This window comes from Serratia sp. CY56464, assembly GCF_052168435.1.
Lineage (GTDB): Bacteria > Pseudomonadota > Gammaproteobacteria > Enterobacterales > Enterobacteriaceae > Serratia > Serratia marcescens.
In genome coordinates this window covers 339,952-361,245 of the sequence record NZ_JBJNMV010000002.1, presented here as the reverse complement: position 1 = coordinate 361,245, position 21,294 = coordinate 339,952, and the positions used below count along the sequence as shown (strand labels likewise).

The window sequence follows — 21,294 nt, the reverse complement described above, 5'->3', positions numbered from 1 at the left end:
TGGTTTCCGGGAACGACACCTCGGCCGCCCCGTGCCCGCTTAAGGGCGATTATTTTTTGTCTTTAACTTCTTCGAACTCGGCGTCAACCACGTCGTCGTCTTTCTGCGCCGCGTTGTCCGCGCCGGCGTCAGCACCCTGCTGAGCCTGCTGCGCCTGAGCCATTTCCAGCAGTTTGCCGGAAACCTGCACCAGCGCCTGAGTCTTCGCTTCGATCTCGGCTTTATCTTCGCCTTTCACCGCCGCTTCCAGATCCTTCAGCGCCGCTTCGATCGCCGTTTTGTCTTCCGCCGGCAGTTTGTCGCCCGCTTCTTCCAGCTGCTTGCGAGTGCCGTGGATCAGGTGATCCGCCTGGTTACGCGTCTGTACCAGCTCTTCGAACTTGCGGTCAGCTTCAGCGTTCAGCTCGGCGTCGCGCACCATTTTCTGGATTTCGTCTTCGTTCAGGCCAGAAGATGCCTTGATGGTGATCTTCTGCTCACGACCGGTGTTCTTGTCTTTGGCAGACACGTGCAGGATGCCGTCGGCATCGATATCGAAGGTCACTTCGATCTGCGCCATGCCGCGCGGCGCCGCCTGGATGCCGTCCAGGTTGAACTGGCCCAGAGATTTGTTATCGCTGGCGCGCTTACGCTCACCCTGCAGCACGTGGATGGTTACCGCAGACTGGTTGTCTTCAGCGGTAGAGAACACCTGGCTGTGCTTGGTCGGGATCGTGGTGTTTTTGGTGATCAGCGGCGTCATCACGCTGCCCATGGTTTCGATACCCAGCGACAGCGGGGTCACGTCCAGCAGCAGAACGTCCTTCACATCACCGGCCAACACGCCGCCCTGTACCGCAGCGCCCACGGCAACCGCTTCGTCCGGGTTCACGTCTTTACGCGGTTCTTTGCCGAAGAAGTCTGCGACTTTCTTCTGCACCATTGGCATACGGGTCTGGCCGCCCACCAGGATCACGTCCTGAATGTCGGAAACCGACAGGCCTGCGTCTTTCAGCGCCACTTTCAGCGGTTCGATAGAGCGCGCAACCAGATCTTCAACCAGCGACTCGAGTTTGGCGCGAGTCACTTTGATGTTCATGTGTTTTGGACCGGTCGCGTCTGCGGTGATGTACGGCAGGTTAACGTCGGTCTGCTGAGCGGAAGACAGTTCAATCTTCGCTTTCTCAGCGGCTTCTTTCAGACGCTGCATCGCCAGCGGATCGTTGCGCAGATCGATACCCTGATCTTTCTTGAACTCTTCCACCAGGTAGTTGATCAGACGGCTGTCGAAGTCTTCGCCACCCAGGTGGGTGTCACCGTTGGTCGCCAGCACTTCAAAGGTTTTTTCGCCGTCAACGTCGTCGATTTCGATGATGGAGATATCGAAAGTACCGCCGCCCAGGTCATAAACCGCGATGGTGCGGTTGCCGACTTCTTTGTCCAGGCCGTAGGCCAGAGCCGCCGCAGTCGGTTCGTTGATGATGCGTTTGACTTCCAGACCCGCGATGCGGCCGGCGTCTTTGGTCGCCTGACGCTGGGCGTCGTTGAAGTAAGCCGGTACGGTGATAACCGCTTCAGTTACCGGTTCGCCCAGGTAATCTTCCGCCGTTTTCTTCATTTTTTTCAGCACTTCCGCAGAGATCTGCGGCGGAGCCATTTTCTGGCCTTTCACTTCCAGCCAGGCGTCGCCGTTGTCGGCTTCGACGATTTTGTACGGCATGATCGCTTTGTCGCGCTGCGCTTCTTCATCCTGGAAGCGGCGACCGATCAGGCGCTTGATGGCGAACAGGGTGTTTTCAGGGTTGGTCACTGCCTGACGCTTAGCCGGCTGGCCAACCAGAGTTTCACCGTCCTGGGTATATGCGATAATAGAAGGAGTGGTGCGGTCGCCCTCGGCGTTTTCCAGCACGCGTGCCTTGGCACCATCCATAATTGCTACGCAAGAGTTGGTAGTACCCAGGTCGATACCAATAATTTTGCCCATCTAAACGTCTCCACTAAAAAATTCATAATCAGTCAGGTTGCTAACCTATATGCGGGCGATTTTTTGCTTTTCAACTGCCCGATATCTCAGTGCGACCCGCGGTTAGCAGCTGCGGTTGCAAATAAGATGGGGCCATCCAGTCCGGCATCAAGGGGCAAGGCGAAAAAAATTTCTTTTTTTATCGTCATTCAGATCATTGTTTCCGGCTGCGGGGATCATTATGATGCGCGCGCTCTGGTGGAAAACTTCGATTTTTTGGCCATTCAGACCATTTATGATTTTACTTCGCTGTTTCCGTTAATTTTCTGTTATCGCAGAGGACTTATGCACACCAACAAGTTGGCGAATCCCGGCCCTCTCGGCCTGATGGGCTTCGGGATGACCACCGTCTTGCTGAACCTGCACAACGCGGGCTTTTTCCCACTGAACTCCGCCATCATCAGCATGGGGATTTTCTTCGGTGGCCTGGCCCAGATCCTGGCCGGTCTGCTGGAGTACAAGAAGGGCAACACCTTCGGCATGACCGCCTTCACCGCCTACGGCAGCTTCTGGCTGAGCCTGGTCGGCCTGCTGCTGCTGCCGCGTCTGGGTCTGGCTGAAGCCACCGAGGCGCACGTGCTGGGCATCTACCTGGCGCTGTGGGGCGTCTTCACCCTGTTCATGTTCTTCGGCACCCTGGGCGCCAACCGCGTGCTGCAGTTCGTGTTCGCCAGCCTGACGCTGCTGTTCGCCCTGCTGGCCGTCAGCAACATCACCGGCAACCACGCGCTGCTGACCTTTGCTGGTTATGAGGGCATCATCTGCGGCGCCAGCGCCATCTACCTGGCGATGGCCGAAGTGCTCAACGAGCAATACGGCCGCACCGTGCTGCCGATTGGCGAACCGGCCCCGGCCCGCGTCGCGGCCTCACCGGTCGCGGCGTAATCGCCCTCCCCTGACGAAAAAGCCCTGCACTGCAGGGCTTTTTTTTTAGCTGTAGGAGTCGGCTCGCCGCTCTCCGGCTTCGCTGTTCAGGTCGCGATGCAGGTAGACGCCGAGCAGCAGCCCGAGGAGCGACAGCGCCAACACATAGTAAGCGGGCGCTAACGGGGTTAATTTCATGATCAGCGTCACAAAAATAGGGGTTAAACCGCCAAAAATAGCGTACGAGACGTTATATGAGAACGAGATGCCGGTAAACCGCACTTCCGCCGGGAAGGCCCGCACCATCACATACGGCACGGCCCCCACCACGCCTACGCTGAAGCCCACCAGCGCATAGCAGGCGAACAACATTTCCGGGCGCACGCCCACCGTTTGATAGAACAGCCAGCTGCAGCCGGCCAGCAGCACACTGCCGACCACCAGCGTTTTGCTGGCGCCGAAGCGATCGGCCGACAAACCGGCAACGATGCAGCCGGCGATCAACATGATGGTGGCGATGCTGTTGGCCTGCAGCGTCAAGGCCGGTGCGATGGCGAACTGCTTTTGCAGATAGGTCGGGGTCATCAGGATCACCACCACGATGCCGGCGGAGAGCAGCCAGGTCAGCAGCATCGACACCGCCACTTCCCGTTTGTGGTTGATCACCACCGATTTCAGCGGCAGCTCCTCGGCCAGCGTTTTACGCGCCTGCATCTCGATAAAGATCGGCGTCTCCTGCAGCCAACGGCGCAAGTACATCGCCACCAGGCCGAACATGCCGCCCAACAGGAAAGGAATGCGCCAGCCGCCGCCGGCGATGCTCTGCGGGCTGAGCGTGGTGTTGATCACCGTCGCCACCACCGAGCCCAACAAGATGCCCACCGTCAGCCCGGCGGTCAGCGTGCCGCAGGCGAAGCCGATGCGCCGGCGCGGCACGTGTTCGGCGACGAAGACCCAGGCGCCCGGCACCTCACCGCCGATCGCCGCGCCCTGCAGCACGCGCATCAGCAGCAGCAGCAGCGGCGCGGCGATGCCGATGCTGGCGTAGGTCGGCAGCAGACCCATCGCCAGCGTCGGCAACGCCATCAGCAGAATGCTCAGGGTAAACATCTTTTTGCGGCCGACCAGATCGCCGAAGTGCGCCATCACGATACCGCCCAGCGGGCGGGCAAGATAGCCGGCGGCGAAGATGCCGAAGGTTTGCACCAGCCGCAGCCACTCCGGCATGTCCGCCGGGAAGAACAGATCGCCGACCACGGCGGCGAAGAACACGAAGATGATGAAGTCGTAAAACTCCAGCGCGCCGCCCAACGCGGCCAACGTCAGCGTTTTGTAGTCTTGCCGGTTCAGCCGGCGATTATTGTCGTGAGGCATAGGGCACCGTCGGTAAAGGCTGTAAAAATAAAAGCCGCAGGCTTTCTGTAAAAGAATCCTTACTATAACGGCAAATTATTTTCACACCAGACGGGCTGAAGCCGATCTCGCAGAACGCTGAAATTTAGAGGTTTATCTCGCGACGCGCGCTCTTTGGCCGAAATGCTGCTACCACCGCGGCGTGCGTTTCGACGTAAGGCCCGTCGAGCAGTTGAATGCAATAAGGCACGCTGGCGAAGATGCCATGCACCACCGCATTGCCCTGCTCATCCTTTACCCCTTCCAGCGTTTCCTTGATCGACTTCGGTTGGCCGGGCAAGTTGATGATCAGCGCCTGTTTGCGGATCGCCCCCACCTGGCGAGAAAGAATTGCCGTTGGCACATAGTGTAGGCTGATCTGACGCATTTGCTCGCCGAAGCCGGGCATCACGCGATCGGCGATCGCCAGCGTGGCGTCGGGGGTGACGTCGCGACGCGCCGGCCCGGTGCCGCCGGTGGTCAGCACCAGATGGCAGCCCATTTCGTCCACCAGCTCGCACAGCGTCTGTTCAATTTGCGTCTGCTCATCGGGGATCAGCCGGGTTTCCAGCTTGAAGGGCGTCGCCAGCGCGCCGGCCAGCCACTCCTCCAGCGCCGGAATGCCTTTATCCTGATAAACGCCGCCGGACGCGCGGTCGGAAACGGAAACCAAACCAATACGTAAAATATCCATGCGTAACCTCTACAGCCTGATGGGGTCCGAACGGGTTCGTCTCCCGTTCTGTTGTCATTGCCGAGAGTATAAGGGCTTCCCCCGCCGGCGGGAGCGTCGGGCATAAAAAAAGGTGGCCTGAGCCACCTTTTTACTGCGCGATCTGCCGGAGTTACAGCAGGTCGGCGATCATTTTTTCCAGTTTACCCTGGTCTACGGCGAATTTGCGGATGCCGTCGGTCAGTTTCTCAACCGCCATCGGATCCTGGTTGTGCTGCCAGTAGAACTCAGGTTCGGTCAGTGCGGCAGGACGCGCCTTCACTTCACCGGTATAAGACAGTTTGCGCTCCAGCGCGCCTTCGCTCTCCGCCAGCTCTTTCAGCAGCGCAGGCGCGATGGTCAGGCGGTCGCAGCCGGCCAGTTCGATGATTTCGCCGACGTTGCGGAAGCTGGCGCCCATCACCACGGTGTTGTAGCCGTGCTGTTTGTAATACTGGTAAATTTCGGTCACGGAGATCACGCCCGGATCTTCGTGCGGAGCGAACTCTTTCTTGTCGCCGTTAGCTTTGTACCAGTCGAGGATACGGCCGACGAACGGCGAGATCAGGTAAACGCCGGCTTCGGCACAGGCGCGAGCCTGAGCGAAGGAGAACAGCAGCGTCAGGTTACAGTTGATGCCTTCTTTCTCCAGCTGCTCCGCCGCGCGGATGCCCTGCCAGGTCGAGGCCAGTTTAATCAGAATGCGATCGTTGCTGATGCCGGCTTCGTTGTACAGCTTGATCAGGCGCTTGGCCTTGGCCACGCTGGCAACGGTGTCGTAAGACAGACGCGCGTCAACCTCGGTGGAGATGCGGCCTGGAACCAGTTTGAGGATCTCCAGACCGATGTTGACTGCCAGCTTGTCGGCGGCGTCGGCGATCTGCTGCTCGCGATCGCTGCTCTGGCCGCGCGCCCAGGCAATGGCTTCGTCAATCAGTTTGCGGTATTCAGGAATTTGGGCTGCATTGAGGATCAGCGAAGGGTTGGTTGTGGCGTCCTGCGGTTGATACAGCTTCATTGCCGCGATATCACCCGTATCTGCAACCACTGTAGTCAGCTGGCGCAGGGAAGTTAATTTGTCGGTCATGTTGGCATTATCTCATCGTTTGTGCATGAACTTTTGGCATTGTTCAACCATGCCCTGCCCTGATAATAACATGCGCCAAGCCCGGCGCAAGGCTGGAAAACCGCGGCGCGCAAGCATCTGTTTTATCCTTGGGCGAGCAACCGTTTACGCCGATATCTTTCGCCATTACCGAGCGGATGGAAAGGCAATAACGTGCTATCGCCCGAATAAATTATGTTAAATTCGAAAAAATTGATGCAATTCGTCCGCTAATCTGCGAAAAATCTTAATCGACTGACGCCGGACAGATTCCAGCTAAGCTCTTGTAAAAAATAGGCCAATGTTTTTCACCTGCGGTGGATGCTGCAAGGTGCGCATGACATTTCGATAAGAGGAGGGATCCCTTGACGGACCTGATGAATTTTATAAACAACATTTTGTGGGGGTCAGTGCTGATTTATCTGCTGCTCGGCACCGGCATCTACTTCACGTTGCGTACCCGCTTTATCCAGCTTCGCCACTTCAGCCACATGTTCTCGGTGTTGAAAAACAGCAATAAAAGCGACAGCGCCGGCATCTCCTCTTTCCAGGCGCTGTGCACCACGCTGGCGGCGCGCGTCGGCACCGGCAACCTGACCGGCGTCGCCATCGCCCTGACCGCCGGCGGCCCCGGTGCCATCTTCTGGATGTGGGTGGTGGCGTTTATCGGCATGGCCACCTCATTTGTGGAAAGCTCGCTGGCTCAGCTCTATAAAACCAAAGACGACAACGGCAACTACCGCGGTGGCCCGGCCTATTACATGGAAAAAGGCCTCGGCATGCGCTGGATGGGCGTGCTGTTCTCGATCTTCCTGATCATCGCGTTCGGTCTGGTATTCAACGCCGTGCAGGCCAACTCCATCGCGCAAGCCTCCGCCGTCGCCTTCCATTTGCAACCGCTGCACGTCGGCATCGGTCTGGTGCTGCTGAGCGGCGTGGTGATCTTCGGCGGCATCCGTTCCATCGCCAAAGTGGCCGAGCTGGTGGTGCCGCTGATGGCCGGCGCCTACCTGTTGCTGGCCCTCTGGGTGATTGGCCATAACATCGAACACATGCCGGCGATCCTGGCGCTGATCTTCAAAAGCGCCTTCGGCCTGCAGGAAGCCGCGGCCGGCGCCGTCGGTTACGGCATCTCCCAGGCGATGACCCAGGGCGTGCAGCGCGGCCTGTTCTCCAACGAAGCCGGCATGGGATCGGCGCCCAACGCGGCGGCGTCCGCCTCGCCTTATCCGCCGCATCCCGCTTCGCAGGGCTACGTGCAAATGCTCGGGGTATTTATCGACACCATCGTCATCTGCAGCGCCACCGCGGCGATCATCCTCTCCTCCGGCATTCTCGATCAGCCGACCGACAGCATCAGCGGCATCGATCTGACCCAGCGCGCGCTGTCGACCGCCGTCGGCAGTTGGGGAACGCCGTTCGTCGCCATCGCCATCTTCTTCTTCGCCTTTACCTCGATCATCGCCAACTACGCCTATGCCGAAAGCAACCTGGTGTTCCTCGAACACAATCATCCGGGCGGCCTGCTGATTTTCCGCTGTGTGGCGCTGGGCATGGTGATGTTCGGCGCGCTGGCGGAGCTGCCGCTGGTGTGGAAAATGGCGGATACCTCCATGGCGCTAATGGCGATCACCAACCTGACGGCGATCCTGCTGCTGTCGCGGGTGGCGCTGAAACTGGCCGACGACTACCATCGCCAGCGCCGCCTGGGCAAGCTACCAACCTTCGACGCCACCCGATTCCCGGAGCTGAAATCGCAGCTGGAGCCGGGCGTGTGGGACGATCAAAAGCCGCCGCGCTGAGTTTTCCGGGGCGCGTGCGATGCGCGCCCCGCCTATTGGACCGATTGCCGCTTTTTCCTGCGCTTTTTGCTACAGTACCCGCACTTGGATAAACAGGATCTGGCCATGCTCGTTATTATTTCCCCTGCAAAAACGCTCGATTACGACAGCCCGCTGGCGACAAAACGCTTCACGCAACCCGAACTGCTGGACAAGTCTCAGCGGCTTATCAACATTTGCCGCAAGCTGACGCCGGCGCAAATCGCCAGCCTGATGAGCATCAGCGACAAGCTGGCCGGCCTGAACGCCGCGCGCTTTAGCGAGTGGCAGCCGGCATTTACCCCGGACAACGCCCGTCAGGCGTTGCTGGCGTTCAAGGGCGACGTTTACACCGGCCTGCAGGCGCAGGATTTCAGCGAAGCCGATTTCGACTTCGCCCAGCAGCATCTGCGCATGCTGTCCGGCCTGTATGGGGTGCTGCGCCCGCTCGATCTGATGATGCCGTATCGGCTGGAGATGGGCATCAAGCTGGAAAACCCGAAGGGCAAAGATCTGTACAGCTTCTGGGGCGATCAGATCACCAAAAAGCTCAACGAAGCGCTGGAGCAACAGGGCGACGACGTGGTGGTCAACCTGGCGTCCGACGAGTATTTCAAAGCGGTGAAGCCGGCCAAGCTGCACGGCTCGCTGATCAAACCGGTGTTCCTCGACGAGAAGAACGGCAAATACAAGGTCATCAGTTTCTACGCCAAGAAAGCGCGCGGGTTGATGAGCCGCTTTATCATCAAGAACCGCCTGACGCGCAGCGAGCAGTTGGTGGACTTCAACCTGGAAGGCTACGCCTTCGACGAAGCCGCCTCGCAGGGCAATGAACTGGTGTTCAAGCGCCCGGAGCAGGCATAAAAAAAGCCGTCGCAAGACGGCTTTTCGCATTCTAACCTACCGAATTTCAGGCCGGAAGTGCCATCAGGAACGTGCGCAGCTCGCCGAAACTGGCCGGCAGCGTGTGCGACAACAGCGGCAGATCGGCCCGCAACGCCAGCGCTTTCGGCAACGGCAGTTCCTGGCCGAGGATCGCTTCCACGCTCTCTTTAAACTTGGCCGGATGCGCGGTGCCAAGGAACAGACCAAACTCCCCTTCCTGCAGCTGATCGCGCAGCGCGCGGTAGGCGATGGCCGCGTGCGGTTCGGAGACATAGCCCAGTTCGGCCAGCTCACGCATCGTTTCCCTGGTGGTCTCATCGCTGACCGCCGCGTGGCCCAGCTCTTTCAGCTGCCAGACCTTACGACGGAACAGCTCTTCCACGCGCGGCCAGTTATTTGGCTGGCTGACGTCCATGGCGTTGGACAGCGTCGCGACCGTGGCGTGCGGCTGCCACTGGCCGCTGGTCAGGAAGCGCGGCACGGTGTCGTTGGCGTTGGTGGCGGCGATGAAGCGTTTCACCGGCAGACCCAGCGACTTGGCCAGCAGCCCGGCGGTCAGATCGCCGAAGTTGCCGCTCGGCACCGAAATCACCAGCTGATTGCGCGCTTCCTGCGGCAGCTGCGCCACCGCTTCGAAGTAGTAACAGATCTGCGCCAGCAAACGGCTGATGTTGATCGAGTTGGCCGAGTTCAGGTGCAGCGCATCTTTCAATTCCTGATCGTCAAACGCCTGCTTCACCAGCGCCTGACAGGCGTCGAAGTCGCCGTCGATCGCCACGGTGTGAATGTTGCCGCCCAGGGTGCAGAACAGTTTCTCCTGCAACGGGCTGATTTTGCCCTGCGGGTAGAGGATCACCACCCGGACGTTTTTCAGGCCGTAGAAGGCGTGCGCCACGGCGGCGCCGGTGTCGCCGGAGGTGGCGGTCAGAATGGTCACTGGCTGATCGCCGGCCACTTCCGCCAGCATCTGCGCCATAAAGCGGCCGCCGAAGTCTTTGAACGCCAGCGTCGGGCCGTGGAACAGCTCCAGGCAGGAGACGTCTTCCGTCACTTTCGCCACCGGCGCCGGGAACTCAAAGGCGGCCTGCACGCGTTTCTTCAGCGCCGCCTCCGGCACCTCTTCGCCGATAAAGGCCGACAGAATATGGCTGCTGCGGGTGACAAAGTCCTGCTCCAGCAGGTGGTCGATCTCGGTCAGTTCGAACGCCGGCAGCTCCAGCGGGAAGAACAGCCCCTGCTGCTTGCCCAGGCCTTGTTTGATCGCCTGCGCGAAGCTGACCTGCTCGTTGTGATCCTTAAGGTTGTACAGTTTCATGCGTTATCCCAGTAGTCGAGCGCCTGCGGTATCCAGACGGCAAATATGAACAAAACCTTCGTCGTTTTGCAGATAGTGTTGTTGCAGCCAGGCGGCCATGCGCTGCGCGGTGGCGCCGTCATTGCAGACGGCGAACAGCGTCGGGCCGGAGCCGGAGATCCCGCAGGCCAACGCGCCGATGTCCTGCGCCGCCTTGCGCGCTTCGGCGAAGCCCGGCAGCAGACGAGTGCGGTACGGTTCTGCGATCACGTCCTGCATCAATTTGGCGGCCAACTGCGGCTGCCGGGTATGGCAGGCATGAATAAAGCCGGCCAGATAGCGGCCGTGGCTGATGCAATCCTGACGACGGTATTGCGCGGGTAAAATGGCGCGCGCTTCGGCGGTGGAGACCTTGATGCCCGGATAGGCCATGACCCACAGCCAATCGTCGAAGCACGGCACCTCCTGGCTGATAATGCCTTCCTCTTCCAGCATCAGCTGCAGGCCGCCCAGATAGCAGGGCGCCACGTTGTCGTAATGCACGCTGCCGGAAATGCGGCCTTCCAGCTCGCCCATCAGGCCGAGCAGCGTCGTCTTATCCAGCGGGCGATCGCAAAATTCGTTCATCGCCATCAGCCCGGCCACCACCGAACAAGCGCTGGAGCCCAGCCCCGATCCGATCGGCATGTTCTTTTCCAGCCGCATCGCTACCGGCACTTCGCGGCCGATCTCCTGGCAGAAACGCTCCCAGCATTGATAAACGATGTTCTCTTTCGGCTCGGCCGGCAGCTTGCTGACAAAGCGCCCGGCATTCTGCAAACTGAACGTCTCGGCGGCTTCCACGCTGACGCAGTCGCCCAGCAGCGTGCCGTCGATCGGCGAAACCGCCGCGCCCAGCACATCGAAACCGACGCTAACGTTACCGATCGAGGCCGGTGCATACACCTTAACCATATTAAACTCCCAACTTCCATGACAGTGTGCGCAGCAGATCGGCGAACACGCCCGCTGCGGTCACATCGTTACCGGCGCCGTAGCCGCGCAGCACCAGCGGCAGCGGCTGATAATAACGGCTGTAGAAGGCCAGCGCGTTCTCGCCGTTCTTCACTTTATACAACGGATCGTTGCCGTCCACCGCCTCGATGCGCACCTTACAGCGCCCTTCGTCGATCAGACCGACATAGCGCAGCACCTTGCCTTGCTCGGCGGCATTGGCCACGTTGCGCGCGAACTCTTTATCCAGTTCCGGCAGCCGCGCCAGGAAATGGTCCACGTCGCCCGACGCGTCGAAGGACGGCGGCAGCACCGGCTCGACCTCGATATCGCTCAGCTCCAGCTTGTAACCGGCCTCGCGCGCCAGGATCAGCAGCTTGCGCGCCACGTCCATACCGGACAGATCGTCGCGCGGATCCGGCTCGGTGTAGCCATTGGCTCTGGCCTGCAGGGTCGCCGCCGACAGCGACAGCCCTTCGTCCAGCTTGCCGAAGATAAAGGACAACGAGCCGGACAGGATGCCGGAGAAGCGCACCAGCTCATCGCCGGCGTTCAGCAGGTTTTGCAGGTTCTCAATCACCGGCAAACCGGCGCCGACGTTGGTGTCGTACAGGAACTTGCGGTGCGAACCGGCCGCGGCCGCGCGCAGTTGCTGATAATAGTTCATCGACGAGGTGTTGGCCTTTTTGTTCGGCGTTACCACATGGAAGCCGTCCGCCAGGAAGTCCACATATTGATCGGCCACCGCCTGGCTGGAGGTACAGTCGACGATCACCGGGTTCAGCAAGTGATACTCCTTCACCAGCCGGATCAGGCGGCCGAGATTGAACGGCTCCTGCGCGCCGGCCAGCTCGTCGCGCCAGCTGTCCAACGCGATGCCATGCACGTTGGTCAGCATCACGCGCGAGTTGGCGATGCCGCACACCCGCAGATCGATATGTTTTTGTTTCAGCCACGGCTGCTGGCGGTGGATCTGCTCGATCAGCGCCCCGCCGACGCCGCCGACGCCGATGACGAACACTTCGATCACCTGATCGGTGTTGAACAACATCTGGTGGCTGACGCGCACGCCGGTGGTAGCGGAGTCATTGCTGACCACCACCGAGATTGAACGTTCGGAAGAGCCCTGGGCGATGGCGACGATATTGATGTTGGCGCGCGCCAGCGCGGAGAAGAAGCGCGCGGAAATGCCACGCAGGGTGCGCATGCCGTCGCCGACCACCGAGATGATCGCCAGGCGCTCCATGACGTCCAGCGGATCCAGCACGCCGTCTTTCAATTCCAGATAGAACTCCTCCTCCAGCGCGCGGCGGGCGCGCTGCAGTTCGCCCTGCGGCACGCAGAAGCTGATGCTGTATTCGGAAGAGGATTGAGTGATCAGCACCACCGAAATGCCGGCGCGCGACATCACGGCGAACACCCGCGCGGCCATGCCGACCATGCCTTTCATGCCCGGGCCAGAGACGTTGATCATCGCCATATTGTTCAGGTTGGTGATGCCTTTGACCGGCATTGCGTCATCGGTGCTGTCTTTGCCGATCAACGTGCCGGGGGCTTGCGGGTTAGAGGTGTTTTTAATCAGGCATGGGATTTGGAATTGGGCAATCGGCGTGATGGTGCGAGGGTGCAGCACTTTGGCGCCGAAATAGGAAAGCTCCATCGCCTCCTGGTACGACATCGATTTCAGCAGCCTGGCGTCCGGCACGGTGCGCGGATCGCAGGTATACACGCCGTCGACGTCGGTCCAGATTTCGCAACAGTCGGCGCGCAGGCAGGCGGCCAGCACCGCGGCGGAATAGTCGGAGCCGTTGCGGCCCAGCACCACCAGTTCCCCCTTGTCATTCCCGGCGGTGAAACCGGCCATCAGCACGATGTGGTCGGCCGGGATCGCCGCTGCGGCGATGCGCAGCGTGGACTCGGCGATATCCACGGTAGACTCCAGGTAGTGGCCCTGCGCCAGCAGTTTCTCCACCGGGTTGATCACCGTGACCGGGTAGCCCTTGGCGCGGAACACCCCTTCCATGATGGCGATGGAGAGTTTTTCGCCGCGGCAGATGATCGCCGCGTTCACGCTGTCCGGGCACTGCCCCAGCAGCGAGACGCCGTGCAGCACCTGTTTGAGCTGCGCGAATTCCTGATCGACCACGCCTTTCAGGCGATCGTATTCAAAGCCCGGCAGCGCCTGCGCCAGCCCGCTCAGCAGGTCGGCAAAGATCCGCTCGGCGTCGCTGATATTCGGCAGAATGTCCTGGCCCGCCACCGTTTTGTCGATCATCGCCACCAGATGGTTGGTGATCTTTGCGGGGGCGGACAAGACCGTGGCTACCTGCCCTTGACGCGCATTACTCTCCATGATGTCGGCGACGCGCAGAAAACGTTCTGCATTCGCCACCGAGGTTCCGCCAAATTTCAGCACTCGCATGTGTGATCTCTCCGAATTTAAGCCGAAAAAAAAGCCCGCACTGATTAGGTGCGGGCTTTTTTCTGTGTTTCCTGTGCGCGTCAGCCCGCCCCGTTACCTGTGGTATCGGTGGTGGTAATAATTGTGGTTTTCAGGCTGATGTTGCGCATGTTGTCTGTCTGTCTCATGAAATACTCTGTCCCCTCTATTGGTTAAAGCAATCGCTATCCCAAGTCAAACTATTTCTTTTTTTTGCTTATTTTCCGTTCAGCGGCGGTAATGCGCGATGCAACAGGTGAAAAGCAAAATGACAGAACAAAAAAACAACTTAAAGCCGATTTACTAGTGGATCACGCTGGGTAACCGTCTGATGGAGCCGCTATCACTTGGCGAGTTTTTTTTCGATGTCGTGCAGCAGCGTATGCAGCATCGCCGTATCTCGCTGTTGCAGCGCGCCGAGGCGCTGGTGCAGCCAGTCGCGCAATTTTTGGTCATCGCCGACATCCAATGCGCTCAACAAGGCATCGGCGCGGCGGCGCAGCGCCTTAAGCTGCCCTTCCGACGCCGCCGTTTCCTGTGGCGTATTGACACCCATCAGGCTAGCCAGCTGGTAGCAGTACACCATCACCGCCTGGCCCAGGTTAAGCGACGGATAGTCCGCCTGCATCGGCACGCCGGTCAGCAAGTCCGCCAACGCCAGCTCTTCGTTGGTCAAGCCGGAATCTTCGCGGCCGAACACCAGCGCGGCCTGGCCGACCCACTGCTTACGCTCGCTCAGCTGTTCCAGCAGTTCGGGCGGCGTACAGTAGTAGTGAAAGCGCGCGCGGCTGCGGGCGGTAGTGGCGACGGTAAAATCCACGCCCGCCAGCGCCTGCTCTAGCGTGGCGAACGTTTGCACGCCGTCGAGGATCTCGCCGGCACCGTGCGCCACCCAGCGCGCCGCCGGCTGCAGGTGCGCCTCGCTGTCAACGATGCGCAACGACGTGAAGCCCATGGTTTTCATCGCGCGCGCCGCCGCGCCAACATTTTCCGGCCGCGCCGGAGCCACTAAAACAATATGAAGCTGCATCACTCTTCCACCGAAGGCAGGCCTGCGTTTTTGACGATGGCGCAGCGCCCGCTTATATTTACAATTACGTAACAATAAACGCGTTAATAGCAACAAACAAGATTAAACGGCTCGTTGAGCTAATAAACCCATCGTAATAGTCATTATTCGTGCTTATGTTTTACTGCGTTTATTTATCAATAAGTTAAAACAACGCGATGATCAATAAGCGAATAATTGTATCCTATCGGGCCGGATAATGCTGAATCGTTCACAGAATTTGAGGTTCTGTGACTTAAACTGGCATTTCTGTAAGTGTTTTTCACAAATCTGTTAACGTGCTACAATTGAATTTGATATATGTCAACAAAGCGTAGTTTTGTTGGGTGATGAATTCGGCACGCGCTGTTATATTGCTGTTAATGGGGTTAGGATATGCGCCGTTTCGGCACCCCAGGGGTTGTAGGGAACAGCATCCCCACCAGGCTAGCGATCTTGTTGACATGAGATGGAAAGTGCATCAAGAACGAGTTTACGTACTTTAGTCATTTGCTGAGAGGGAACGTGGCGCTATCTCTGCCCTCCTCTAAGAAAACAAAGACTTCTGTACTTCCGATTTTCTATTTTGTTGGCAATTTTAGGTAGCAAATATGCAGACCCCGCACATTCTGATTGTCGAAGACGAGTTAGTCACTCGTAACACCCTGAAGAGCATTTTCGAGGCGGAAGGCTACATTGTTCATGAAGCCAATGATGGTGCAGAGATGCACAATATCCTGTCTGAAAATGATATCAATCTGGTCATCATGGACATCAACCTGCCAGGCAAAAACGGCCTGCTGTTGGCGCGCGAACTGCGTGAACAGGCCAGCGTCGCCTTGATGTTCCTGACCGGTCGCGATAACGAAGTGGACAAAATCCTCGGCCTGGAAATCGGCGCCGACGATTACATCACCAAGCCGTTCAACCCGCGAGAGCTGACCATCCGCGCGCGCAACCTGCTGTCGCGCACCATGAACCTGGGCAGCCTGGGCGAAGAGCGCCGCCTGGTCGAGAGCTACAAGTTCAATGGGTGGGAGCTGGACATCAACAGCCGTTCTTTGATCAGCCCGGCCGGCGAACAATACAAGCTGCCGCGCAGCGAATTCCGCGCCATGCTGCACTTCTGCGAAAACCCGGGCAAGATCCAGTCGCGCGGCGAACTGCTGAAGAAAATGACCGGCCGCGAGCTGAAGCCGCATGACCGCACCGTGGACGTCACCATCCGTCGCATTCGCAAACACTTCGAATCGACGCCGGACACGCCGGAAATCATCGCCACCATTCACGGCGAAGGCTACCGCTTCTGCGGCGATCTGGAAGAGTAATTCCGGCCTGCCGTCATGAAAACGGGGTTCAGCATGCTGAACCCCGTTTTTTTATTTCGTCTCAGCCCACGGCATGATCGGCACCGCGCTCAACGCGTTCTTCGGCGAACCGTCGATCACCTTGTCGGAGTAGCTCAGGTAAATCAACGAATTGCGCTTGGCGTCATAGAAGCGCACCACCTGCAACTTCTTGAACACCAGCGAGGTGCGTTTCTGGAACACCACATCGCCTTCCGCCTTGCCGTTTTTGATCTTGTCGCTCAGCTCGATAGGCCCCACCTGTTGGCAGGAAATGGCCGCGTCGGCGGTGTCCTCCGCCAGCCCCAGGCCGCCTTTGATGCCGCCGGTTTTGGCGCGGCTGATATAACAAGTTACATTTTTAACGTCCGGATCGTCGAACGCTTCCACCACGATTTTGTGGTCCGGCCCCAACAATTTAAACACCGTATCAACGGAGCCCACCTGCTCCGCCTGCGCGCTGCCAACGGTTGCGCAAACCAAACCGAATAAAAATATCCAGCTTTTTTTCATTTACTTAACTCCGGTATAACCTTGCTGCAAAAATAGGTTCGGCGGTCGCCATTATTTATGTCTAAGCTCACGGAATCGGTTTTTTACGGGTCCGCACCGTCCGTTTTAGCACAGAGCGTGACAAAAATCTTTGAGAGTCGCGGAGTAAAAAAATTGCTATGATGCGGCGTCGTTATTTCTTTGCGCCCACTACGGTGTACCCCAATCCAACTCTGGCGCGGCATGCGCAGCAGAGGCAAAGAGTGCAACGCATAATGGCTCATGGATCGGTCTGATAGCGCAGCACCAGCGTGACGAATCAACAGTTCGGGTTCCTACCCCCAAGCTTTACGAGGAAGATCTATGGATCAAGCCGGTATCATTCGTGATCTGCTTAGCTGGCTGGAAAGCCATTTGGACCAACCCTTGTCGCTGGATAACGTGGCGGCCAAGGCAGGCTACTCCAAATGGCATCTGCAACGGATGTTCAAAGATATTACCGGTAACGCCATCGGTGCTTACATCCGGGCAAGGAGGCTGTCCAAAGCCGCCGTCGCGCTGCGTTTGACCAGCCGGCCGATTTTGGATATCGCCCTGCAATATCGCTTCGACTCGCAGCAGACCTTCACCCGCGCCTTCAAAAAACAGTTTGCGCAAACGCCGGCGCTGTACCGCCGCGCCGAAGACTGGAACGCATTCGGCATCTGTCCGCCGATCCGTCTGGGAGCCTTCACCCTGCCGCAGCCGGAATTCGTCTCGCTGCCGGACAAGCACCTGGTCGGCCTGACCCAAAGCTACTCCTGTACGCTGGAACAGATCACCACCGTGCGCACCGAACTGCGCTCACAGTTCTGGCGTCAGTTCCTCGGTGACGTCGAAACCCTGCCGCCGGTGCTGTACGGGCTGCACCACTCGCGACCGAGCCAGGAGAAGGACGACGAACAGGAAGTGCTGTACACCACGGCGCTGGAGCCGGATCAGGTGCCTGACAAGGTACAGGAAGGCCAGCCGCTGGTGTTGCCGGGCGGTGAGTTTGCGATGTTCAGCTACGAAGGGCCCACCGAGGGACTGCAAGACTTTATTCTGACGGTCTACGGCACCTGCCTGCCGGCGCTCCAGCTGACGCGCCGCAAAGGGCACGACATCGAGCGCTTCTATCCGAAAGGCGAGCGCCGTCCGCATCAGGCGCCTATCGAGATCAAGTGCGATTACCTGATCCCGATTCGGCGTTAACGCTGCAGTTCGTCCAACGCGGGCATGTCCAAATGCGTGACATCGCCCGCCGTTTCCACGATCCAGCCGGAAGCCAGCCAAGGGCTCTGCTGGTGATCGACGCGCGACAGTGAGCAGTTGCGCAAGCGCAGACGGCGTTCCGCATAGGCCGGCAGCCCCAGCACCGTACTGATCAAACACCCCAACGCGATGCCATGACTGACGAGCAGCGGCTTGCTGCCTTCAGGCAGCATCAGGCAACTCTCCAGCGCGGCGCGCATGCGCTCGCCCAGCTCCTCCATGGATTCGCCTTGAGGGATACGGCCGTCAGGAGTACCATCGACCATCTGTTTGCGCCACTGCTCTTCCTGCGGCGTCAAACTGTCGATCAGGCGTTCTTCCAGAACCCCCATGTGCAGCTCACGCAAACGCGGATCGCTAATCACTTCGCAGCCACAGGCGTCGGCGATGATCTGCGCGGTGCGCCGCGTGCGCCCCAGATCGCTGGTAATGATGTGCGTAATGCCTTCTTTGCTGACGCGCCTGGCGACCAGATGGGCCTGGTGTTCCCCCATGGCGGTTAACGGGCTGTCGGACTGACCCTGGATACGGCGAGCCGCGTTCCATTCCGTTTCGCCATGGCGAACGAGGTATACCTGTAACATTTTTGTTTTCCGTTATACTGCGTGAAATTTGCATTTATCCCCGGCCCGGTGGCGCTTTTGCCGCTGCCCGGCGTATCGGCCAGAAGGATATCAAACCCGTTATGTACCATGTTGTCGCTGCAACTACCAACCCGGCAAAGATCAAGGCTATTCAACTCGCCTTCGATGACGTCTTTGGCGCGGGCCAATACCGCATTGAATCCGTTGACGTCGCCAGCGGCGTCTCGCTGCAGCCGATAGGCAACCACGAAACCCGCACCGGTTCGCGTCAACGCGTCATGGAAGCGCGCCAGGTCAGGCCCGAGGCCGATTTTTGGGTCGGCGTGGAAGCCGGGATTGAAGAGAATATGACCTTCGCCTGGATGACCATCGAGAACCCGCACATCCGTGGCGAATCCCGCTCGGCGAGCCTGATGCTGCCGGAGGTCATCTTACAAGGTATTCGCGCCGGTCGCGAATTGGGCAGCGAAATGGCGGCGATCACCGGCAACGCCGAGGTGAAACGTCAGGGCGGCGCCATCGGCGTCTTCACCGACGGCCGGCTGAGCCGCACCAGCGTTTACCACCAGGCGCTCCTGCTGGCGCTGGTGCCGTTCCACAACGCCATCTATCAGCAATAACGCTGAGTCTGCTAGGGCGCGTCGTGCAACAGCTGCTGCTCAAGCCACTGTTTCAGCGCGGGTGAAGCCGCTTTCAGGCTGTTCGATCCGCGGGTGATGGTGGCGATCCCCGCGCCCAGTTCATTTTTTAACTCGCGCTGGCTCATCTCGCCGCGCATCAGTTCCTGAATGATCCGCACCCGGGTGCCCAGCGCGGTGCGCTCGTCCGGCGTCAACATCAGCTGCAGCAGCGGTTGATGCAGTTCTTGCGCAAAGGAATTCTGCAGCAGCGCGACGAAGCGCAGCCAATCCTCATTGCCTTGTTCTGAAAGAGCGGGGTCGTTTAACGATAATTGCGTCATGGCAGCCACCATACTATTTAACTAGTACAGCAGCATACCATAGGGCCGTCAAAATCAATAACGTCTCTGCCACTCGGCGTCGGTCAGCACCTTGGCCGGCCGGTGCGTCAGATAACGGTAAAATGCATCATAAGCCAGCACGTTCTTGACGTAGCCGCGGGTTTCAGAGAACGGAATGCTTTCGATGAATGCCACCGGATCGATCCGCCCCGCGCTGTTGCCCAGCCAGGTATTCACCCGCGACGGGCCGGCATTATAGGCGGCGCTCGACAGAATGCGGTTGCGGCCAAACTGCTGATAGACCGACTCCAGATAGCTGGTGCCGATGGTGATATTGGTCTGCGGATCGAACAGTTGGCTCGGGCCGACATAGCCGGGAATATTGTACATCTGCACCGTATGCTGCGCGGTGCGCGGCATCACCTGCATCAGGCCGGTAGCGCCAACCGGCGACTGCGCTTTCGGATTCCAGGCGCTCTCCTGACGCGCGATCGCCATCGCGTAGCTGGTGGTGATCCCCTTGTCATCGGTCGCGCGGCGGAACTCCTGCGGCCAGGCGACCGGGAAACGCTCCTCCAGATGATCCCACAGCTTGCCGACGATGGTCGCCTGCACGCTCAGATCGGCCCATTTTTGCTCAAAGGCGTAGCGCGCGAGCGCTTCTTGTTCCGGCCGGCTGCGGCTGGCGACATACGAGCCCCACTCGCTGCGGGCCAGGTTGTCCATATTCCAGTACATCAGCTCACGCACCCGGGCGACCTCCGGCCCGTCGACCAGCGACGTGCGCGGCTTGGCCGCCACCGCCACCATCACCGGATAAGTGGCGTTCAGCTTCTGCGCCGCGACCATCGGATAGAAGCCGCGTTCGGTCATCAGGTTACGCAACATCTCCTCGCCTTCGGCGCGTTTGCCTTCGTCCATCAGTTGACTGGCGCGCCAGTAGCGCCACTCATCCTTGTTGCGCGACTCTTCCGGCAGGCGGGCCAGCCAGGTCGCGACGCCCTGCCGATCGCCGTTGCCCAACGCCATGCGTACTCGGCGCTCCAACAGCGAAGGCGAACGGCTGCGCAGAATCACCTGATCGCGCCACTGCGCCTGCTCGTAGGTAGCGTCGCTGCCCATCAGGCGCCAGGCCACCGCCTCTTCCAACCCCAGCCGTTCGTCGTCGCTCATTTTCTGCAACCGCGCGAGCGTCGGGATCATCGCCCGCGCGTTTTCCACATCCTGCCGCGCCAGGCGTTCAAAGGCGATGCCGGTGGCGGCACGGGTAAAGTCAGTCGGCCCCACGCTGCGGGCGAAGGCTTCCACGGTGGTCGGATCGTTTTGCAAGCGCACCAGGGCGTTGCCCATGGTTTGATAGTCGGCCGGCAACTGGCCGTAAAGGTTGCTGACCAGCGAACTGTTACCCTCTTTCAACGCCAGCTTCATGCGCGCCAGAATATCCAGCGGCGTTTGCTTGCCTGCGCCGCGCCAGACGCTGAACAGACGATCGCAGGCGCTCGGCAACGTTTTGCCGTTCAGCCACAGTTCATCGGCGCCGCTCCAGGCCGCCTGCTGGTCACCGGTAGCCCATTTGGCGTAGTAATAGTTGCAGCGCGCAGCCACCGGTTTGGGCGGCTGCGCGCTGAAGGCCAACAGGGTGCGCCAGTCTTCGCGCCGCGCCAGTTCATTGACGAAGCGCGGCACCAGTGATTTCGCCGGCGGCAGCGTCGGGTGGCGTTTGATAAAGTCGTTCACCTCGGAGAACCCCGCCTGGCTCAGATCCTGTGTCAGCTCGCGGTATTCCAGGTAAGGATAAAGCGGGTAATCGCGCAGCGTCGGCATCAGCTGCGCCACCACGTCCATTTGATTGCCGTCCCACGCCTGTTTGATCTGCTGGTAACGCTGACGTTGCGCATCCAGAGAATCCGCCAGCGCCGCGCCTGAAAACGCCGTCAGACACAGGCCCATTGCCAACAGCCGTCGCTTGTCCACCTTGACCATCCTCGCTCTTTCCTCACTGGTTGTACCGCAGGAGCCGCCCAGCTCCCCGGTGACCGCCGCACCACGGCGCCGCGGGACAA

Annotated in this window: 19 protein-coding genes and 1 other annotated feature; of the genes, 6 read left to right on the top strand and 13 right to left on the bottom strand. The window is 59.5% G+C overall.

What is annotated here, in order from left to right; genetic code table 11:
- Nucleotides 1–49: 49 nt before the first annotated feature.
- Nucleotides 50–1,963 carry a molecular chaperone DnaK gene (dnaK, locus tag ACJ8KE_RS15345; RefSeq protein WP_004932972.1) on the bottom strand — a complete coding sequence of 638 codons (1,914 nt, stop codon included), beginning with the start codon at nucleotides 1,961–1,963 and terminating at the stop codon, nucleotides 50–52.
- Between the two features lie 324 nt (nucleotides 1,964–2,287).
- Here dnaK and satP point away from each other — a divergent pair, with 324 nt between their 5' ends.
- A complete protein-coding gene (gene satP / locus ACJ8KE_RS15340) occupies nucleotides 2,288–2,887 on the top strand; it encodes an acetate uptake transporter (protein WP_028127866.1) in 600 nt (199 codons plus the stop codon).
- A gap of 45 nt (nucleotides 2,888–2,932) precedes the next feature.
- Here the strand turns inward: satP and ACJ8KE_RS15335 are convergent, their stop codons facing one another.
- The 3 genes from ACJ8KE_RS15335 to tal form a co-directional block, all read right to left on the bottom strand.
- A complete protein-coding gene (locus tag ACJ8KE_RS15335; protein WP_442517303.1) occupies nucleotides 2,933–4,240 on the bottom strand; it encodes an MFS transporter in 1,308 nt (435 codons plus the stop codon).
- Nucleotides 4,241–4,364: 124 nt separating this feature from the next.
- Nucleotides 4,365–4,952 carry a molybdopterin adenylyltransferase gene (gene mog, locus ACJ8KE_RS15330; protein ID WP_015376607.1) on the bottom strand — a complete coding sequence of 196 codons (588 nt, stop codon included), beginning with the start codon at nucleotides 4,950–4,952 and terminating at the stop codon, nucleotides 4,365–4,367.
- Nucleotides 4,953–5,103: 151 nt separating this feature from the next.
- Nucleotides 5,104–6,057: a transaldolase gene (gene tal, locus ACJ8KE_RS15325; RefSeq protein WP_004932982.1), complete on the bottom strand. Its 954-nt coding sequence runs from the start codon at nucleotides 6,055–6,057 to the stop codon at nucleotides 5,104–5,106.
- Between the two features lie 383 nt (nucleotides 6,058–6,440).
- Here tal and ACJ8KE_RS15320 point away from each other — a divergent pair, with 383 nt between their 5' ends.
- Together ACJ8KE_RS15320 and yaaA are read left to right on the top strand one after the other, a co-directional pair.
- A complete protein-coding gene (locus ACJ8KE_RS15320; RefSeq protein ID WP_016929145.1) occupies nucleotides 6,441–7,877 on the top strand; it encodes an alanine/glycine:cation symporter family protein in 1,437 nt (478 codons plus the stop codon).
- Nucleotides 7,878–7,982: 105 nt separating this feature from the next.
- The gene (gene yaaA, locus ACJ8KE_RS15315) at nucleotides 7,983–8,759 is read left to right on the top strand and encodes a peroxide stress protein YaaA (RefSeq protein ID WP_028127867.1); all 777 of its coding nucleotides are present in this window, start codon (nucleotides 7,983–7,985) and stop codon (nucleotides 8,757–8,759) included.
- 46 nt (nucleotides 8,760–8,805) lie between these two features.
- Here yaaA and thrC read toward each other — a convergent pair whose 3' ends face one another.
- From thrC to ACJ8KE_RS15290, 5 genes are all read right to left on the bottom strand, one after another.
- Nucleotides 8,806–10,095, bottom strand: a complete 1,290-nt coding sequence (gene thrC / locus ACJ8KE_RS15310) for a threonine synthase (protein WP_079450071.1) — start codon at nucleotides 10,093–10,095, stop codon at nucleotides 8,806–8,808.
- A 3-nt stretch (nucleotides 10,096–10,098) separates the two neighbouring features.
- On the bottom strand, nucleotides 10,099–11,028 hold the full coding sequence (thrB, locus tag ACJ8KE_RS15305; RefSeq protein WP_016929148.1) for a homoserine kinase: 930 nt from the start codon (nucleotides 11,026–11,028) through the stop codon (nucleotides 10,099–10,101).
- A gap of 1 nt (nucleotide 11,029) precedes the next feature.
- Nucleotides 11,030–13,489 carry a bifunctional aspartate kinase/homoserine dehydrogenase I gene (gene thrA, locus ACJ8KE_RS15300; protein ID WP_442517302.1) on the bottom strand — a complete coding sequence of 820 codons (2,460 nt, stop codon included), beginning with the start codon at nucleotides 13,487–13,489 and terminating at the stop codon, nucleotides 11,030–11,032.
- Nucleotides 13,490–13,513: 24 nt separating this feature from the next.
- Nucleotides 13,514–13,631: a sequence feature (Thr leader region), on the bottom strand.
- The gene (gene thrL, locus ACJ8KE_RS15295; protein WP_086581142.1) at nucleotides 13,570–13,638 is read right to left on the bottom strand and encodes a thr operon leader peptide; all 69 of its coding nucleotides are present in this window, start codon (nucleotides 13,636–13,638) and stop codon (nucleotides 13,570–13,572) included. It overlaps the preceding feature by 62 nt.
- Before the next feature lie 212 nt (nucleotides 13,639–13,850).
- Entirely contained in the window at nucleotides 13,851–14,537 is a 687-nt protein-coding gene (locus tag ACJ8KE_RS15290) for a tRNA/rRNA methyltransferase (RefSeq protein WP_016929150.1), read from the bottom strand.
- Between the two features lie 629 nt (nucleotides 14,538–15,166).
- Between ACJ8KE_RS15290 and arcA the strand changes: the two genes are divergently transcribed.
- On the top strand, nucleotides 15,167–15,883 hold the full coding sequence (arcA, locus tag ACJ8KE_RS15285) for a two-component system response regulator ArcA (protein ID WP_004933003.1): 717 nt from the start codon (nucleotides 15,167–15,169) through the stop codon (nucleotides 15,881–15,883).
- Between the two features lie 51 nt (nucleotides 15,884–15,934).
- Here the strand turns inward: arcA and creA are convergent, their stop codons facing one another.
- Nucleotides 15,935–16,414, bottom strand: a complete 480-nt coding sequence (gene creA / locus ACJ8KE_RS15280; protein ID WP_004933005.1) for a protein CreA — start codon at nucleotides 16,412–16,414, stop codon at nucleotides 15,935–15,937.
- 342 nt (nucleotides 16,415–16,756) lie between these two features.
- On the opposite strand from creA, the gene robA reads away from it, so the two are divergent.
- Nucleotides 16,757–17,626 (top strand): MDR efflux pump AcrAB transcriptional activator RobA, encoded by an 870-nt coding sequence (gene robA / locus ACJ8KE_RS15275; protein ID WP_033641224.1) that lies wholly within the window; start codon nucleotides 16,757–16,759, stop codon nucleotides 17,624–17,626.
- Here the strand turns inward: robA and gpmB are convergent.
- Nucleotides 17,623–18,270: a 2,3-diphosphoglycerate-dependent phosphoglycerate mutase GpmB gene (gene gpmB, locus ACJ8KE_RS15270; protein WP_079451082.1), complete on the bottom strand. Its 648-nt coding sequence runs from the start codon at nucleotides 18,268–18,270 to the stop codon at nucleotides 17,623–17,625. The two genes, robA and gpmB, sit on opposite strands and share 4 nt — an antisense overlap.
- A gap of 101 nt (nucleotides 18,271–18,371) precedes the next feature.
- Between gpmB and yjjX the strand changes: the two genes are divergently transcribed.
- Nucleotides 18,372–18,890 (top strand): inosine/xanthosine triphosphatase, encoded by a 519-nt coding sequence (yjjX, locus tag ACJ8KE_RS15265; RefSeq protein WP_004933015.1) that lies wholly within the window; start codon nucleotides 18,372–18,374, stop codon nucleotides 18,888–18,890.
- Nucleotides 18,891–18,901: 11 nt separating this feature from the next.
- Here yjjX and trpR read toward each other — a convergent pair whose 3' ends face one another.
- Nucleotides 18,902–19,231 (bottom strand): trp operon repressor, encoded by a 330-nt coding sequence (gene trpR / locus ACJ8KE_RS15260; protein WP_016929152.1) that lies wholly within the window; start codon nucleotides 19,229–19,231, stop codon nucleotides 18,902–18,904.
- A gap of 54 nt (nucleotides 19,232–19,285) precedes the next feature.
- Complete coding sequence (gene sltY, locus ACJ8KE_RS15255; RefSeq protein WP_016929153.1) at nucleotides 19,286–21,214, bottom strand: murein transglycosylase; 1,929 nt, start codon at nucleotides 21,212–21,214, stop codon at nucleotides 19,286–19,288.
- Between the last annotated feature and the right edge of the window lie 80 nt (nucleotides 21,215–21,294).